At 68.2% G+C, this 15,906-nt stretch carries 15 protein-coding genes; 13 read left to right on the top strand and 2 right to left on the bottom strand.

Annotated features, from left to right (window positions below; genetic code table 11):
• Positions 1-89 precede the first annotated feature (89 nt).
• From IED13_RS25310 to IED13_RS25295, 4 genes are all read left to right on the top strand, one after another.
• Positions 90-1,253, top strand: a complete 1,164-nt coding sequence (locus IED13_RS25310; protein WP_081925276.1) for a PA0069 family radical SAM protein — start codon at positions 90-92, stop codon at positions 1,251-1,253.
• A 192-nt stretch (positions 1,254-1,445) separates the two neighbouring features.
• Positions 1,446-2,057, top strand: coding sequence for a ribonuclease HII (locus IED13_RS25305; RefSeq protein WP_191125830.1), 612 nt, complete (start codon positions 1,446-1,448; stop codon positions 2,055-2,057).
• Positions 2,058-2,383: 326 nt separating this feature from the next.
• On the top strand, positions 2,384-3,601 hold the full coding sequence (locus IED13_RS25300; protein WP_191125829.1) for a site-specific DNA-methyltransferase: 1,218 nt from the start codon (positions 2,384-2,386) through the stop codon (positions 3,599-3,601).
• A gap of 55 nt (positions 3,602-3,656) precedes the next feature.
• Positions 3,657-4,286: a LysE family translocator gene (locus IED13_RS25295; RefSeq protein ID WP_191125828.1), complete on the top strand. Its 630-nt coding sequence runs from the start codon at positions 3,657-3,659 to the stop codon at positions 4,284-4,286.
• Here the strand turns inward: IED13_RS25295 and mutY are convergent.
• Complete coding sequence (gene mutY / locus IED13_RS25290; protein ID WP_191125827.1) at positions 4,276-5,352, bottom strand: A/G-specific adenine glycosylase; 1,077 nt, start codon at positions 5,350-5,352, stop codon at positions 4,276-4,278. The two genes, IED13_RS25295 and mutY, sit on opposite strands and share 11 nt — an antisense overlap.
• 332 nt (positions 5,353-5,684) lie before the next feature.
• Here mutY and IED13_RS25285 point away from each other — a divergent pair, with 332 nt between their 5' ends.
• The 9 genes from IED13_RS25285 to IED13_RS25245 all read left to right on the top strand — a co-directional run bounded on the left by IED13_RS25285 (position 5,685) and on the right by IED13_RS25245 (position 14,429).
• Positions 5,685-6,182, top strand: a complete 498-nt coding sequence (locus tag IED13_RS25285) for a DUF721 domain-containing protein (protein ID WP_038360966.1) — start codon at positions 5,685-5,687, stop codon at positions 6,180-6,182.
• A gap of 107 nt (positions 6,183-6,289) precedes the next feature.
• Positions 6,290-6,925, top strand: a complete 636-nt coding sequence (locus tag IED13_RS25280; protein WP_038360963.1) for a DsbA family protein — start codon at positions 6,290-6,292, stop codon at positions 6,923-6,925.
• A gap of 207 nt (positions 6,926-7,132) precedes the next feature.
• On the top strand, positions 7,133-10,588 hold the full coding sequence (locus tag IED13_RS25275; RefSeq protein ID WP_191125826.1) for a chromosome segregation SMC family protein: 3,456 nt from the start codon (positions 7,133-7,135) through the stop codon (positions 10,586-10,588).
• A 245-nt stretch (positions 10,589-10,833) separates the two neighbouring features.
• On the top strand, positions 10,834-11,184 hold the full coding sequence (locus IED13_RS25270) for an AtpZ/AtpI family protein (protein WP_191125825.1): 351 nt from the start codon (positions 10,834-10,836) through the stop codon (positions 11,182-11,184).
• Positions 11,185-11,227: 43 nt separating this feature from the next.
• A complete protein-coding gene (locus IED13_RS25265; RefSeq protein ID WP_191125824.1) occupies positions 11,228-11,998 on the top strand; it encodes a F0F1 ATP synthase subunit A in 771 nt (256 codons plus the stop codon).
• 61 nt (positions 11,999-12,059) lie between these two features.
• Entirely contained in the window at positions 12,060-12,287 is a 228-nt protein-coding gene (locus IED13_RS25260; RefSeq protein WP_038360954.1) for a F0F1 ATP synthase subunit C, read from the top strand.
• A gap of 119 nt (positions 12,288-12,406) precedes the next feature.
• Positions 12,407-13,000, top strand: coding sequence for a F0F1 ATP synthase subunit B family protein (locus tag IED13_RS25255; RefSeq protein ID WP_260368177.1), 594 nt, complete (start codon positions 12,407-12,409; stop codon positions 12,998-13,000).
• A gap of 11 nt (positions 13,001-13,011) precedes the next feature.
• Complete coding sequence (locus IED13_RS25250) at positions 13,012-13,488, top strand: F0F1 ATP synthase subunit B family protein (protein WP_038360948.1); 477 nt, start codon at positions 13,012-13,014, stop codon at positions 13,486-13,488.
• Between the two features lie 134 nt (positions 13,489-13,622).
• Positions 13,623-14,429: a dienelactone hydrolase family protein gene (locus IED13_RS25245; protein ID WP_191125822.1), complete on the top strand. Its 807-nt coding sequence runs from the start codon at positions 13,623-13,625 to the stop codon at positions 14,427-14,429.
• Positions 14,430-14,578: 149 nt separating this feature from the next.
• Here IED13_RS25245 and IED13_RS25240 read toward each other — a convergent pair whose 3' ends face one another.
• Positions 14,579-15,838: a L,D-transpeptidase family protein gene (locus IED13_RS25240; RefSeq protein WP_191125821.1), complete on the bottom strand. Its 1,260-nt coding sequence runs from the start codon at positions 15,836-15,838 to the stop codon at positions 14,579-14,581.
• Positions 15,839-15,906 lie beyond the last annotated feature (68 nt).

Raw genomic sequence — 15,906 nt, 5'->3', positions numbered from 1 at the left:
TTCACATTCACGACCAATGATGGACGCCGATTCCCGGCGTTCGGCAGGATGGAACAGCCATGCCCCAGGCCAGACCGACTTCCCGGCCGATGCCGACGGCCCTGCCGCTGCGGCGGCAGGATAGCGAGCCGGTGTCCGCCTCCGTGCGAATCGCGCCTGTCGATCCGCTCGCCCATGTCGGCAGCAGCATCGATCCCGAGCGGCGGCGCGGGCGCGGCGCCACGATCAATCCGGGCGGGCGCTACGAGGCCGAACAGCGCGTCGCGGAGGATGACGGCTGGGGCTCGCTCGGCGACTTGCCGGCGTTCAAGACCGAGATCGCCTATGAGAAGGCGCGCAGCATCATCACGCGCAACGATTCGCCGGACATCTCCTTCGACCGTTCGATCAATCCCTATCGCGGCTGCGAGCATGGCTGCGTCTACTGCTTCGCCCGGCCGACCCATGCCTATCTCGGCCTTTCGCCAGGGCTCGACTTCGAGAGCAAGCTGACGGCCAAGCTCGATGCGGCGCAATTGCTGGAGAAGGAGCTCTCCGCTCCCTCCTACCAGCCGCGCACCATCGCCATCGGCACCAACACCGACCCTTACCAGCCGATCGAGAAGAAGCTGCGCATCATGCGCCAGGTGCTGGAGGTTCTGGCCAAGTTCAACCATCCCGTCGGGATCGTCACCAAATCGGCGCTGGTGCAGCGCGACATCGACATCCTCGCGCCGATGGCGGCGAAGGGGCTCGTCAAGGTCGCGCTTTCGGTGACGACGCTCGATCCGAAGGTCGCGCGCGGGATGGAGCCGCGCGCCGCCTCGCCGCCGAAGCGGCTGGAGACGATCCGCAAGCTCTCGGAGGCCGGCATTCCGGTCACGGTGCTGGTGGCGCCGATCGTCCCGGCGATCAACGAGCACGAGATCGAACGCATCCTCGATGCCGCCAAGGCCGCAGGCGCGCAGGAGGCGGGCTATGTGCTGCTCAGGTTGCCGCTGGAGGTGCGCGACATCGTGCAGGAGTGGCTGCTCACCCATCACCCGGACAAGCTGCGCCATGTGATGTCGCTGATCCGCTCGACGCGCGGCGGCAAGGATTACGATTCGCAATGGGGCCAGCGCATGGTCGGTTCCGGCCCCTATGCCTGGATGATCGGCCGGCGCTTCGAGATGGCGGCCGAGCGCATCGGCTTCAACACGGCGCGCAGGCGGCTGCGTACGGATTTGTTCGTCAAGCCGGAGAAGGAGAAGGCGCAGTTGAGCTTGTTCTGACGCGCGAGCAGTGCCGGCCTACTGAATGAAGCCCTCCTTCTCGGGCGAAGCGAAGCGCCGACCCGAGAATCTCTCGCCCGAGAGGATTCCAGAGCCCCCTGCGAGAGATGCTCGGGTTGCGCCCGAGCATGACGGAGGGCGTGCGCTCACGTCGCTCTGGCTCCGAATCGGACTCTGTTGCATAAGCCCGCCATGCCCGCAGACTTCACCCGCGAAACGCTTGCCATCGCCGACGGACGCTGGCCGCTGGCCGGCATCGACGAGGTCGGGCGCGGGCCGCTCGCCGGGCCGGTGGTGGCGGCTGCGGTGATTCTCGATCCCAAGCGCGTGCCGGCCGGGCTCGACGATTCGAAGAAGCTGCCAGCGCCGCTGCGCGAGGAACTCTTCGCGGAGATCATGGAGCGGGCGCTCGCGGTTTCCGTCGCCAGCGCCACCGCGGTCGAGATCGACGCCGTCAACATCCGGCAGGCGACGCTGCTCGCGATGCGCCGGGCCGTGGCGGCGCTGCCGCTGGCGCCGCTGCATGTCCTGGTCGACGGCAACGATCCGCCGGTGCTGGCCTGTTCCTGCGAGGCGATCATTCAGGGCGACGGGGCGGTGGCTTCCATCGCGGCTGCCTCGATCGTCGCCAAGGTGACGCGGGACCGGATGATGGCGCGGCTGTGCCGGCGTTATCCGGCCTATGGCTTCTCCGGACATGTCGGCTACGCGACGCCGCAGCACCGCAAGGCGATCGCCGAGCACGGCCCCTGCCCCGAACACCGTTATTCCTTCGCGCCCGTGAAGGGCGTCTGGTTCCGGTAGGGATCGCCAAGCGTCATCCTCAGGCGAAGCGCAGACCCGAGAATCTCAGGCAAAAAAGGCGCCAGAACCTCCTTCGGCAGGAGATGCCCGGTTCAGGCCCGGGCATGACGTTGGCCGCAGGCCGCAAGCCCATCGAAGCCGCCACCCCCTGCCCCAACGGGAGGTCCGCAGGTTAACGTGCGTTTACGAATTTCTCTTTCTTGCCAATGGCCTAGGCAAAAACTGCAGCCCCAGAATGGGACGCATTTTTTTCAAACCGGAAACCCGGCCTTTACCCTGACTCGCCAGTATCGCCCTCGTTGAAGTTGCGTAACGGTCTTGGCGTCATGGGTATCTCGCGTACCGGGACCGCCAGCGCTCCCGTCCGGATTCAGGTTTCGCGTACCGGACGGCCAGCGCTGGGGGCTCGGATGAAGGCCAAGGGCCTTCACGATCATAACCTCCTCGAACAGGGCGGCATTCCTGCGGCATTGCCGCTGGACCAGGTCATCGTCGGCGACTGCGTCGCGGCGATGAATGCCCTGCCGCCGGGGAGCGTCGATCTCATCTTCGCCGATCCGCCCTATAATCTCCAGCTCGGCGGCGATCTGCGCCGGCCCGACGACAGCCTCGTCGACGCCGTCGACGACGACTGGGACAAGTTCGCCTCCTTCGCCGAATACGACGCCTTCACGAAAGCCTGGCTCGCGGCGGCGCGGCGGGTGCTGAAGCCCGATGGCGCGCTCTGGGTCATCGGCAGCTATCACAACATCTTCCGCGTTGGCGCGATCCTGCAGGATCTCGGCTTCTGGATGCTGAACGACATCGTCTGGCGCAAGGCCAACCCGATGCCGAATTTCCGCGGCCGGCGCTTCACCAACGCGCATGAGACGCTGATCTGGGCGGCTCGCGGCGAGCAATCGAAATACACCTTCCACTATGAGGCGCTGAAGGGCGGCAATGACGACCTTCAGATGCGCTCGGACTGGTATCTGCCGCTCTGCACCGGCGATGAGCGCCTGAAGGGCGCCGACGGCGCCAAGGTGCATCCGACGCAGAAGCCCGAGGCGCTGCTTGCCCGCGTGCTGCTCTCGGCCTCCAATCCCGGCGACGTGATCCTCGACCCCTTCTTCGGAACGGGCACGACGGGTGCCGTCGCCAAGGCGCTGGGCCGCCATTTCATCGGGCTCGAGCGCGAAGCCGTCTATGCGAAGGCTGCGCGCGAGCGGATCGCGGCGGTGAAGCCGCTGCCGCCTGAAGCCTTCGCCACCGCGCCGTCGAAGCGCAGCGAGCCGCGCGTGCCCTTCCTCAGCCTGGTCGAGGCCGGGCTGGTCAAGGCGGGCGAGACCGTCATCGACGACAAACGCCGCCACAGCGCCGTCATCCGCGCCGACGGCACGCTGTCGGTCGGCCCCGCCATCGGCTCGATCCACAAGGTCGGCGCGCTGGTGCAGGGCCTGCCGAGCTGCAATGGCTGGACCTTCTGGCATGTCGAGCGGGAGGGCAAGCTGATGCTGCTCGACATGCTGCGCGGCGAGATCAGGGCGCAGATGGCGGCGGCCTGAGCCGATCGCCGGCACGGTTCATGCTTATCCCTGCCCTACCGGCAGGAGACCGCTCATGGCCCCCGTCACACTCGACCTCGCCACTCTCGCGGCCTTCGCCGCGGCGTTCTTCGTCTTCGCGGCAAGCCCGGGCCCCGACAACATGACGATCGTGGCGCGCACGCTCTCGCATGGAGCGGCTTCGGGCATCGCCTATGGTCTGGGCACCGTGGCCGGAATCCTGATCTTCCTGATCCTCGCCGCCTTCGGCCTGTCGCTGCTGGCTGCCGAGATGGGCACTGCGATGACGGTCCTTCGCTATGTCGGAGCGGCCTATCTCGTGGTGATGGGAATCATGCTCTGGCGCGCCGATCCGGTCCTGCCGGGTTCCGGCGGGGAGACGGAGCGGCGCGGGCTCGTGCCGGTCTTCCTGACGGGGGTCGCGCTCAATCTCGGCAACCCCAAGATGCCGCTGTTCTATCTGGCACTGTTGCCGCATGTGGTCGGCCCGCAGCTAACGCTCTCGCAGGTGGCGGTGCTGGCCGGCGTCATCCTGCTGGTCGAGGCGGTGGTGATCGGTGGACATGTCCTGCTCGCCGGCCGGGCGCGGCGCTGGCTGCGCACCCCGGCCGCCGTGAAAAGGATGAACCGCGCCGCAGGCGGCGTGATGATCGGCACCGGCGCCGTGGTGGCCGTCACGCGCTGAGGCCGGTGGGCTTCACGCCGGCCGCGGCCAGCACCTTAACCATCACGCCCGACAGAGGCTCTTCGGCGAGCCGGCCCAGCGGCGTGAAGCGCATGCCCGCAGGCGCCGGGGTCTTCGCCGGCACGGCCCCGGTGAAGACCGTCAGCTCCAGCGGAAAATGCGTGAAGACGTGCCGGACGGGCTGCGGCACTTCCGTCCAGCGCAGCGGCAGCGGGGCGTCCTGCGCGGCCCCGTCGAGCTCGTAATCGGCACGCCATTCGCTTGTCGGCACTTCGGCCATGCCGCCGAGCAGGCCCTTGGCCGGTCGCGTGCGCAAAAGGATCGCACCATCGGCGCGGGTCAGCACGAAGGCGGCGCCATAGCGCGTCTGCCCCGCCTTCTTCTTCGCCTTGCGCGGAAAACTCTCCTGCGTGCCTTCGATCCGCGCCCGGCAGGGCTCGCGCCAGGGGCAGAGGCCGCAGGCCGGATTGCGCGGGGTGCAGATGGTGGCGCCGAGATCCATCAGGGCCTGCGCGAAATCGCCGGGCCGGCCGGCCGGCAACAGCGCCAGCACCTTTTCGCGGATCAATGGCCGCGCGCCCGGCAATTCGTCCGCGATGGCGAAAAGCCGGGTGATCACCCGTTCGACATTGCCGTCCACGGCCGCCGCCGGCCGGTCGAAGGCGATCGCCGCGACGGCGCCGGCCGTATAGGCGCCGATGCCGGGCAGCGCGCGCAAGCCCTCCTCCGTGTCCGGGAAACGGCCGGCGTGATTCTCCATCACCGCCTTCGCGCAGGCATGGAGATTGCGGGCGCGGGAATAATAGCCGAGCCCCGCCCAGGCCTGCATGACCTCTTCCGAGGGCGCCCGAGCCAGAGCCTGCACGGTCGGAAACCGCGCCATGAAGCGCTCGTAATAGGGCTTCACCGCCGTAACCGTTGTCTGCTGCAGCATGATCTCGGAGGCCCAGACGCGGTAGGGATCGGGCCGCTCGCCCGCCTCCGCGCGCCAGGGCAAGGCGCGGCGATGCCGGTCGTACCAGGCGAGCAGATCGGCGGCGCGGGGCATCGGAACTGAGGCGTCCATCCAGCCGGTTTAGCGCGTGGCGACGAGGCTGCGAAGAGGCGTGCGACGGCACTGTCACATCAACAATTGCCTGCTGTGGACAGCGGGCGAGATCGCCCGCAGTGACGCGGAATTGGCTTCGAAGAAGCGAAATGCCTCAGCCATGCTAATTTCGTTGTCTTGGAACTTGGATAGCGTCTCCGCTGCACGCTGTGTGAAAGCTTGCCACGTGTCGGTTTCAGTTATCATGCCGCGAGGATAGTGTCGGCGTTGAGGACTGCAACGGGCCGAAAGCAGCAACTCCACCTCCCCACCGCCTTGCCACGCCCCCAGCCCCACGCGCAGAATAAGCCATGGCCGCCAAATCCCTCGCAGAGCTGATCGACGACTGCATCGCGCCGGCGCTCGCCGCGCAGGGTTTCGCGGGGCGGGCCATCGTCTCGCTCTGGCCGGAGATCGTCGGCGAGCGGCTCAGCCAGCGCACGCGGCCGCTCAAGATCGACTGGCCCAAGCGGCGCCCGGCGCCGGGCGAGGCGACGGAGCCGGCGACGATGGTCGTGCGCGTCGAGAGCGCCTTCGCGCTGGAGATGCAGCAGCTCGGCCCGCTGGTGGTCGAGCGCGTCAACACCCATCTCGGCTGGCGCGCGGTCGGCAAGCTCGTGCTGAAGCAGGGCCCGGTGGCGCCGTTGCACGTCCCCGCCCGGCCGGCGCCGCCACTCGACCCCGCAGCCGCCGCGCGGATCGACGATCAGGTCGCTTCGGTCGCGGATGAGGGCTTGCGCGATGCGCTGGCCCGGCTCGGCCGCGCGGTGTCGCAGAAAGCACGGCAGGGCGATCCCGATCACAAATGACACGGCTTCGTGAGCATGAGGCCGCAGGCGCCGATGGGCTCTTGCCACAATGCACCGGCCTCTATAGCTCCCGATTTCGATCTTTGACCCTTCGAGGACCCCTCACGATGACCAACAGGCGACAGCTCCTGACCGGCGCAGCCGGGATCGCCGCCGCCGCGCTCGCGGGCGCCGAATTCACGGGCATCACCGCCGCCCGTGCCCAGACCAAGCTGCCGGATGCCGGCCCGCTCGGCGATGTCTGGCTCGGCCCGGCGGACGCCAAGGTCACCGTTATCGAATATGCCTCGATGACCTGCTCGCACTGCGCCCATTTCCACGAGACGACCTGGCCGGAGCTGAAGAAGAAGTACATCGACACCGGCAAGATCCGCTTCACACTGCGCGAATTCCCGCTCGACCCGCTCGCGACGGCCGGCTTCATGCTCGCCCGCTGCAACGGCAACGACAAATTCTACCCGATGACCGACCTGCTGTTCTCGCAGCAGAAGAACTGGGCCTTCGTCGACAAGCCGGTCGATGCGCTTTCGGCGCTGGTGAAACAGGCCGGATTCTCGCAGGAATCCTTTGAAGCCTGCTTGAAAAGGCAGGACATCTATGACGCCATTACCACGGTGAAGGATGGCGGCGCCAAGGCGGGCGTGGACGCCACCCCGACCTTCTTCGTCAACGGGCAGAAACTCTCCGGTGCAGTCTCGATCGCCGAGTTCGACAAGGTGCTGGAGCCGCTGCTCGCGAAGTGAGCGGGGCGGCCGCGTATCCTTCTCCCCTCGGGGGAGAAGGTGGCAGCGCGAAGCGCTGACCGATGAGGGTAGCCCAGCGCTGACAACCCTCATCCGTCTGCTTCGCAGACACCTTCTCCCCGCGCATGTCGGATGTTTCCGACATGCGCTTAAAAGCTCCAATCTCGGGCAGGCCCGGGATTGGTGGGAGAAGGAAGAGGCGCGCCGATGCATCTGACGCGCCTCAAGCTCACCGGCTTCAAGACCTTCGTCGAGCCGACGGAATTCCAGATCGAGCCGGGGCTGACCGGCATCGTCGGGCCGAATGGCTGCGGCAAATCCAATCTCGTCGAAGCCCTGCGCTGGGTGATGGGCGAGAGCTCGTTCAAGAACATGCGCGGCTCGGGGATGGACGACGTCATCTTCGGCGGCTCGAACGAGCGCCCGGCCCGCAACATGGCCGAGGTCGCGCTCACCCTCGACAATAGCGACCGCAAGGCGCCCGCCGCCTTCAACGAGGCCGATGTCCTCGAGATCACGCGCCGGATCGAGCGCGAGGAAGGCTCGACCTACCGCATCAACGGCAAGGAGGTGCGGGCGAAGGACGTACAGCTCCTCTTCGCCGATGCCGCGACCGGCGCCCGCTCGCCGGCGCTCGTCCGCCAGGGGCAGATCAGCGAGATCATCTCGGCCAAGCCGCAATCGCGCCGGCGCATCCTGGAGGACGCCGCCGGCATCGCCGGCCTGCACAGCCGGCGCCACGAGGCGGAGCTCAGGCTGAAGGGCGCCGAGGAGAACCTGACCCGGCTCGAGGATGTGCTCGGCGAGATCGACGGGCAGATCGAGGCGTTGCAGCGGCAAGCCCGACAGGCGGGACGCTATCGCAGCCTCGCCGCCGATATCCGCCGGGCCGAGGCCATGCTGGCGCTGATCGCCCTGCATGATGGCCGCGTGCAGGAGGCGCAGGCCGAGCACGTTCTGGAAGAAGCCGTGCGCGCCGTCGCGGAGCAGACCGGCATCCAGGCCGAGGCCGCGAAAAGGCAGGCCATCGCCGCCCATGAGATGCCGGCGCTGCGCGAAGGCGAGGCAGCGGCCGCCGCGGCTCTCGTCCGGCTGAAGCGGGGGCTCGACGAGCTCGAGGCCGAGAACCGCCGGGCGAAGCAACGAGCGGAAGAACTCGGCAAGCGGCTGGCCGAATTACAGACCGATCTGGCGCGGCAGGAGAGCATCGGCCGCGACGCTACCGAGAGCCTCGCCCGGCTCGCCGAGGAGGACGCCGCGCTCGTTCGGGAAAGCGAAGGCTCCGGCGGCAGCACCGAAGCCGCCACGGCCGCGCAGGAAGAGGCCGAAGCGGCGCTGGCCGCCGCCGAGGCCGAGCAGACCGCGGCGCAGGCCGCGCTCTCCGAACTCGCCGCCCGCCGCGGCGCCCTGGAACGCGCGCTGCGCGAAGCCCGCGAGCGCGAGGCGCGGGCCTCGGCGGAACGCGACAGGCTCCAGCGCGACCAGGCCTCGATCGAAGCCGCCAGCACCGGCGCGCCGCTCGACGGCTTGCGCGAGGCTCTCGCTGCCGGCGAGGCGGCGATGCGGGCGGCGGATGCGCAGGCCGTCGCCGCGCGCACGGCGCTCGCGGCGGCACGCGAGCGGGAGAATCAGTCGCGCGGGCCGCTGGCCGAAGCCGACCGCAAGGCGCAACGGCTCGAAACCGAGATAGGGACGCTGCGCAAGCTGCTGGCCCCCGCCACAGACGGCCGCTGGCCCGCCATCGTCGAGGCGATCAGGGTCGCCAAGGGTTTCGAGGTCGCGCTGGGCGCGGCGCTCGGCGACGATCTCGACGCCGCCTCCGACACGGCCGCGCCAGCGCATTGGCGCGAGACCGGCTCCGGCGCAGGCGACCCGGCGCTGCCCGATGGCGCGGAGGCGCTGGCGCGCCATGTGAAGGGGCCGCCCGCGCTCGGCCGTCGCCTCGCCCAGATCGGCGTGGTCGCGCGGGCGGATGGCGAGCGTCTGCGCGCGCTGCTCACGCCTGGACAGATCCTCGTCTCGCGCGAAGGCGATGTCTGGCGCTGGGACGGCTTCACCAGCGCCGCCGAGGCGCCCTCCCCCGCCGCGCGGCGGCTGGCCGAAAAGAACCGGCTCGACGACCTCCAGCGCGAGGCCATCGCCGCCCGCGAGGCGGCCGAAGTCGCGCGCGGGGCGCTGGAAGCGGTCATCGCGGAAACGCGCGCCGCTGCGCAGGCCGAGACCGCAGCGATCGAGGCGACACGGCAGGCGCGGCGCCTGCTGGACCAGAGCCGCGAGCAACTCGCCGGCGCCGAACGCAAGGCGGCGGAGATGGCGGCACGGCTCTCGGGCCTGACGGAGGCGATCAGCCGGCTCGGCCAGAGCGCGGCGGAGGCCGGCGCGCAGGCGAGCGAGCAGGAGAGAGCCCTAGCCGCGCTGCCCGTTTCGGTGGAGCTCGAAAACAGCCTGCTCAAGGCACGGGCCACGCTGGGCGAAAGACGGGCCACCGCCTCCGACGCCCGCGCGCGGCTGCAGACCCTGGCGCGCGAGGCGGAACTGCGGACGCGCCGCCGCGCCGCCATCGCCGCCGATATCGAAGCCTGGCGCAAGCGCGCGAACGCCAGCAGCCAGAGCGCCGGGGAGAGCCGGCAGCGCATCGCGACGGCCACCGCCGAGCGGCAGGCGCTGCTCGAAGCTCCCGACACCTTCCTGACCGAGCGCAGGCGCCTCGTCGCCGAGATCGAGCAGGCGGAGGCAGCGCGGCGCGAGAGCGCCGACAGGCTGGCCAATGGCGAGGCCGCGCTGGCGGATGCCGACCGGCAGGCGCGCATCGCGCTGGAGGGATTGTCCGGCGCCCGCGAGCGGAGAGCCTCGGCCGAAGCCCGGCGCGACGCCGCGCGCCAGCGTGTCGCCGATATCGCGCGCCAGATCGAGGACGGGTTGGAGACCGGGCTCGACGGGCTGCAGGCCATCGCGGGGCACAAGGCCGGCGACCCGCTGCCCGAGACGGAGGCGGTCGAACGGCGCCTTACGAATCTCAAGGCAGAGCGCGAGCGGCTCGGCGCCGTCAATCTGCGGGCCGAGGACGAGCTCACCGAGGTGAAGGGCAAGCGCGAGGGGCTTTCATCCGAACGCGACGACCTGACCGAGGCGATCCGGCGGTTGCGGCAGGCGATCGGCGCGCTCAACCGCGAAGGCCGCGAGCGCCTGACCGCCGCCTTCGAGATCGTCAACGGCCATTTCCAGCAGCTTTTCGGCGTGCTGTTCGGCGGCGGCGAGGCGGAGCTCAAGCTGGTGGATTCGGATGATCCGCTCGAAGCCGGGCTCGAGATCTTCGCCCGGCCGCCCGGCAAGAAGCCGCAGGTGATGACGCTGCTCTCGGGCGGCGAGCAGGCGCTGACGGCGACGGCGCTGATCTTCGCCGTCTTCCTGACCAACCCCTCGCCGATCTGCGTGCTCGACGAGGTCGACGCCCCGCTCGACGACGCCAATGTCGAGCGCTACTGCGACCTGCTCACCGAAATGGCGCGGAACACGCAGACGCGCTTCATCCTGATCACCCATAATCCGATTACCATGGCGCGGATGGAACGGCTCTTCGGCGTCACCATGGCCGAGCGCGGCGTGAGCCAGATGGTTTCGGTCGATCTGGCGACGGCCGAGCACATCCGCGAGGCCGGCTGAAGCGCGCCTGGAGCCGCTGAAAAAATGCCACAATCGCCGCCGCAATGCGGCGAGAATGTCGCACTTAGCCCGAATTTATAGATATTCCAATGCGTTAGCTATTATCCACCTGCCTTGACAGCGCGGGGGGCTGCCAATAAAGGAGGCCGTGCTGACGACGGCTCGATGCGCGGGTTTGGACAGGGTTATACTGGTTTTTCGCCGGATCGTGGCGATTTCACGATCAAGACGGGAGACCCGGGACCATGACCGAACCTGACCCCAACGCCTCAGACTCGGAGTTGCGCGCAAGACTGGGTTCCCTGAAGTCCGCGATCAAGCGGGCGGAGGAGAACGAAAAGCCGGGCGCGAGTCCGGCTGGAGAGGACAAGGCCCTTGCGGGCGCGATGTCCTCCGGCTTTCGCGCCGCGACGGATCTCGCAGGCGGCATCATCGCAGGCGCCCTGATCGGGTACCTCGGCGACCGGTGGCTTGGAACGTCTCCGTTCCTGCTGATCGCCTTCCTGGTGATCGGAACCATCGCGGGCTTCAGATCCGTCTATCGGCTCGGTTCGCGCCCGACCTCCGTGTCGAAGAGCGATCCGAAGAGAGATTGACCGAAGGGGCGGCCCATAAAGCCGCACGACGAGGGACGAGATCATGGCGGCTGGCGGCGGAATCGATCCGATCCACCAATTCCACATCAACCCGATCGTGGAGCTGAAGCCGTTCGGCCTCAACCTGTCCTTCACCAACACCTCGCTGTGGATGGTGATCGTGACCGCGGTCGTCTCGGCAATCATGATCTATGGCTCGAGCCAGCGTTCGGTCGTTCCCGGCCGGCTGCAGTCGCTCGCCGAGATGATGTACGAATTCGTCGCCTCCACCCTCACCGGGGTGATGAACAAGGACGGCATGAAGTTCTTCCCCTTCGTGTTCTCGCTGTTCATGTTCGTGCTGGCGTCCAACCTGCTCGGCCTGCTTCCCGGCTCCTTCACCGTCACCAGCCAGATCATCGTCACCGCGGCCCTGGCCGTGCTCGTGATGAGCGTCGTGCTGATCTACGGCATCGCCAAGCATGGCACCCATTTCTTCGGCCTGTTCGTGCCGTCGGGCGTGCCCGGCTGGCTCCTGCCCTTCGTGGTGCTGATCGAGGTCGTCTCCTTCGTGTCGCGCCCGGTTTCGCTCTCGCTCCGCCTGTTCGGCAACATGCTCGCCGGCCACATCGCGCTCAAGGTCTTCGGCGGCTTCGTCGTCGCGCTGACCACCAGTGCCGCCGCCGGCTTGTTCACATACGCCATCGCGCCGCTGCCGCTGCTGCTGGCGGTCGCGCTGACGGCGCTCGAAGTCCTCGTCGCGGTTCTGCAGGCCTATGTCTTCGCGATCCTGACCTGCGTCTATCTCAACGACGCGCTGCATCCCGGCCACTGAGGCCCTGCAAGCGCCGTTAAGAGTTCAACCAGCCCTTTAGCCTTCCCACTGGAGAAACATCATGGATCCTGTTGCAGCCAAGTTCATCGGCGCCGGCCTCGCCTCGCTCGGCATGGGCCTCGCCGCCATCGGCGTCGGCACCATCTTCGGCAACTTCCTGTCCGGCGCGCTGCGCAACCCGTCGGCCGCCGACGGCCAGTTCCCGCGCGCCTTCATCGGCGCGGCGCTCGCCGAAGGTCTGGGCATCTTCGCGTTCGTCGTCGCGCTCGTTCTGCTCTTCGTGGTCTGACGTTTTCGTCGACCGCACGACACAAGTCGCGCGCGCTGGCCGCTTTCGGCCGCGGGCGCGACCTTCTTCCTATCCTTTGCGCTGAAAGGCACCCCATGCCGGTTCGATCTTCAGGGTTCGTGCGACAAGGATGGCCGCTGGCTGTCGCCTCGTTCGCCACTCTGCTGGCTGGCGCGGCGCAGGCTGCCGAGCAAAAACACGGCGAGAGCGGCGAGGGAGCATCCTTTCCGCCTTTCGACCCGGCCCATTTCGCCAGCAACCTGTTCTGGCTCGCCATCACCTTCGCCGCGCTCTACTGGCTGATGTCGAAGGTAGCGCTGCCGCGCATCGGCGAGATTCTCGAGGAGCGCGCCAACACGATCGGCCGCGACCTCGACCAGGCGGCCGAGATGCAGGCCAAGGCCGAGGACATGGCGCAGGCCTATGAGAAGGCCCTCGCCGAGGCGCGCAAGAACGCCCAGGGCATCGCCCAGACGGCGCGCGACACCGGTGCCAAGGCGAGCGACGCCCAGCGTCATGCGACCGAGGCCGAGCTTGCCGCCAAGCTGGCCCAGGCCGAGGCGACCATCGCCAAGACCAAGACCGAAGCGATGGGCAATGTGCGCGGCCTCGGCAGCGACGTCGCGGTCGCGATCGTCACCAAGCTGACGGGCCAGGCCCCGACCGCCTCCGAGGCTTCGGAAGCGGTCGACCAGGCGCTGTCGCGCGGCTGAGGAGAGTTTTGATGGATACTTTCTGGGTTGGCGTCGCGCTCGTCATCTTCCTTGCGATCCTGGTCAAGTTCGGCGTGCCGAAGATGATCGTGAAGGGCCTCGACGCCCGCGGCGAAAAGGTCGCCCATGAGCTGGCGGAGGCTCGCCGCCTGCGCGTGGAGGCCGAGAAGCTGCTTGGCGAATACGACGCCAAGCGCAAGGCCGCCGAGGCCGAGGCCGCCGAGATCATCTCCTCCGCCACCGAGGAGGCCAAGCGCCTCGCGGCCGAGGCCGAGGCCAAGCTCGCGGACTTCGTCGCCCGCCGGACCAAGACGGCCGAGGAGAAGATCGCCCAGGCCGAGAGCCAGGCCGAGGCCGAGGTTCGCGCCGCGGCTGCCGAGGCCGCCAGCAAGGCCGCCGAGACCATCCTGCGCGGCCAGATGGCCGGCAAGGCTGGCGAGGCCGCCTTCGCCGCGGGGCTCACCGAGGTCAAGGCCAAGCTCAACTGAGCCCTGGCCGGATCGTTCGAACATTCGACGCCGCGCTCTTCGGAGCGCGGCGTTTTTCTTTGCCCGGCTTCCGCCGAGATCATGCTCTGGGATAGCTTGACCATGGCGGTGCCCCGGATCGGAGGACAGACGCGGTGATCGGCAACCTTCTTCGCGTGCTCCAGCTCGCCCCACTGCTTCTCGCCGCCACGCTCGGTGGAGCCCGCGCTTTCGAAAAGGTGAGCTTTCCGTCACGTGACGCGCTGGACCTCATCGGCTGGCTGGCGCGTCCGGAGGGGGCCGGCCCCTTCCCCTTTGTCATCGGCCTGCATGGCTGCGCCGGACTCTATGCACGCTCGGGCGAGATCGGTGCCCGCGAGAACGACTGGTCGCAGCGGCTGACGCAGGCAGGCTACGCCGTGCTGCTGGTCGACAGCTTCGGTCCGCGCGGCATCAAGGCGCTCTGCACCGAGCGTGAACGATCGCTGACGCCCGCCGGCCGCGCCCGCGACGCCTTCGCCGCCGTCGACTGGCTGAACAGGCAGAGCTTCGCCGCAAGCCAGCGCATCAGCCTGATCGGCTGGTCGAATGGCGGCTCCACGGCGCTACGCGTCGCAGACAGCCCCGAGGCCAAACGCCTGCGCCACGTCATCGCCTTCTATCCCGGCTGCCGCGTCATGCTGAAGCGTGACTGGCGCGCGCGGACGGACACGGCGATCTTCCAGGGACTGGCCGATGACTGGACGCCAGCTGCACCTTGCGAGGAACTCGCGCAGCGCGGCGGAGCGCGCTTCGTCGGCTTTCCCGGCGCCTATCACGATTTCGACCATCCGGGCCTGCCCTTGCGCGAGCGCAAGGCGGCTTATTCCCAGCGGCCCGACGGCATGGTCACGATCGGCAGCGACCCGAAAGCGCGCGCTGAGGCGATCGACGCCGTGATGGCGATCCTGAAGACGCCCTAGATTCTTCCAATATTCGAGCCCTCATCCTGAGGCGCAGCCATAGGCTGCGTCCCGAAGGATGCTCCAGGAGGCTCTGGAGATGGCTGGATCATCCTTCGAGACGCCGCTGACGCGGCTCCTCAGGATGAGGGCTTGAGATCGAGAACGCCTCAGTTGCTGGCGGTCGCCTGCACCGCCGGCGGATTGCCCGAGGCGGTCTTCGGCGCAGCAGCCGGCCTCACTGGGGGAACCGCGGCGGTGGCTTTCGGCTTGGGCTTGCGTGGCTGGATCGTCGAGGTGACGATGCCTTGCGGCGTGTCGAGGCCGTAGATGTCGTCGCGGAACTGGACCTGCCCGTCGGCGCCCTGCCACCCGGTGAGATAGACCCAGGCCACCGGCACCGCCTTCTTCAGCGGGATGTTCTTGCGCTCGCCCTTGGCGATCTCGTCCTCGATCGCCTGTCGGCTCCATTCGGAGCCTTCGAGCAGCCAGGCGGCAAGGTCGCGGACACCCTCGATGCGGGCGCAGCCCGAGGAGTTGAAGCGCACATCGTTGCGGAACAGCGTCTTCTTCGGCGTGTCGTGCATGTAGACCGCATCGCTGTTGGGCATGTCGATCTTGAGCTGGCCCAGCGAATTGGTCGGGCCGGGCTCCTGCCGGACGTAGAAATACGGATTGGTCAGGGTCGCCCATTTGACGCTCGCCGGATCGATCTCCTTGTTCTCGGCTCCGAGCAATTTCATGTTCGACTTGGCGATGAACGTCGGATCCTTGCGCATATGCGGGATGATGTCGGCCTTCACGATCGACATCGGCACAGTCCAATAGGGGTTCAGATTGACCGAGGTGATGTTGGCCTGGATCACCGGCGAAGGCCGGTCCGGCCGCCCGACAATGGCGAGATGGCGCTCCTTCACCTCGCCGTTCTCCACCGCCTCGACGCTGGCGCCGGGGATGTTCACCACGACATAGCGGCTGGCGAAGTTGAAGCCGTTGCCCTTGAGCCGCTCCAGCGTGGCGGTGAGCTGGTTGAGGCGCATCTCGACCGGCATGTTCATCGCCTTGAGGGTGAGGCGGCCGACCGTGCCGAGATCCGAGAGACCGTGGCGGCGCTGAAAGCGCTTCACCGCCTCGACGACGGCCGCATCGTAGACGTCGCCCGGCAGGGCCTCGGCCGAAAGGTCGCCGCCCGCGACGAGACGCTGTTTCAGCGCAACGACGTCCGGCCCCCGCGAATCGGGCTTGAGGGCTGTGGCGCCTGCCGGCACCTTCGGCCAGCCGCCGCGCGCGGCGACGTCCTCATGCGCGATCAGCGCTTCCAGCGTGCGGTCATAGGTGTTGGGGCCATAGCTCGCCTCGTTGGCGCGCGCGGGTAGCGCCGCAAGGGCGGCAACAGCCGCCGTAGCGAGGATGGCGTTACGCAGGAACATCGAACTACCCCCGAGCCACACAAGGCGGCACGGAGGCGATCATTCCCCGACATGGTCAAGGAATGCTT

The sequence above is a fragment of the Allobosea spartocytisi genome, from assembly GCF_014764685.1.
GTDB lineage: Bacteria > Pseudomonadota > Alphaproteobacteria > Rhizobiales > Beijerinckiaceae > Allobosea > Allobosea spartocytisi.
The sequence above is the reverse complement of the archived record's forward strand: the minus strand, read 5'-3'. Positions and strand labels throughout refer to the sequence as shown.

What these genes read in the sequence shown, in the direction of transcription:
- IED13_RS25280 (WP_038360963.1), top strand. Translation starts at nt 6,290, where the DNA reads ATGACCAACAGGCGACAGCTCCTGACCGGCGCAGCCGGGATCGCCGCC.
- IED13_RS25275 (WP_191125826.1), top strand. Translation starts at nt 7,133, where the DNA reads ATGCATCTGACGCGCCTCAAGCTCACCGGCTTCAAGACCTTCGTCGAG.
- IED13_RS25270 (WP_191125825.1), top strand. Translation starts at nt 10,834, where the DNA reads ATGACCGAACCTGACCCCAACGCCTCAGACTCGGAGTTGCGCGCAAGA.
- IED13_RS25260 (WP_038360954.1), top strand. Translation starts at nt 12,060, where the DNA reads ATGGATCCTGTTGCAGCCAAGTTCATCGGCGCCGGCCTCGCCTCGCTC.
- IED13_RS25240 (WP_191125821.1), bottom strand. Translation starts at nt 15,838, where the DNA reads ATGTTCCTGCGTAACGCCATCCTCGCTACGGCGGCTGTTGCCGCCCTT.
- IED13_RS25300 (WP_191125829.1), top strand. Translation starts at nt 2,384, where the DNA reads ATGGGTATCTCGCGTACCGGGACCGCCAGCGCTCCCGTCCGGATTCAG.
- IED13_RS25305 (WP_191125830.1), top strand. Translation starts at nt 1,446, where the DNA reads ATGCCCGCAGACTTCACCCGCGAAACGCTTGCCATCGCCGACGGACGC.
- IED13_RS25265 (WP_191125824.1), top strand. Translation starts at nt 11,228, where the DNA reads ATGGCGGCTGGCGGCGGAATCGATCCGATCCACCAATTCCACATCAAC.
- IED13_RS25250 (WP_038360948.1), top strand. Translation starts at nt 13,012, where the DNA reads ATGGATACTTTCTGGGTTGGCGTCGCGCTCGTCATCTTCCTTGCGATC.
- IED13_RS25310 (WP_081925276.1), top strand. Translation starts at nt 90, where the DNA reads ATGCCGACGGCCCTGCCGCTGCGGCGGCAGGATAGCGAGCCGGTGTCC.
- IED13_RS25295 (WP_191125828.1), top strand. Translation starts at nt 3,657, where the DNA reads ATGGCCCCCGTCACACTCGACCTCGCCACTCTCGCGGCCTTCGCCGCG.
- IED13_RS25285 (WP_038360966.1), top strand. Translation starts at nt 5,685, where the DNA reads ATGGCCGCCAAATCCCTCGCAGAGCTGATCGACGACTGCATCGCGCCG.
- mutY (WP_191125827.1), bottom strand. Translation starts at nt 5,352, where the DNA reads ATGGACGCCTCAGTTCCGATGCCCCGCGCCGCCGATCTGCTCGCCTGG.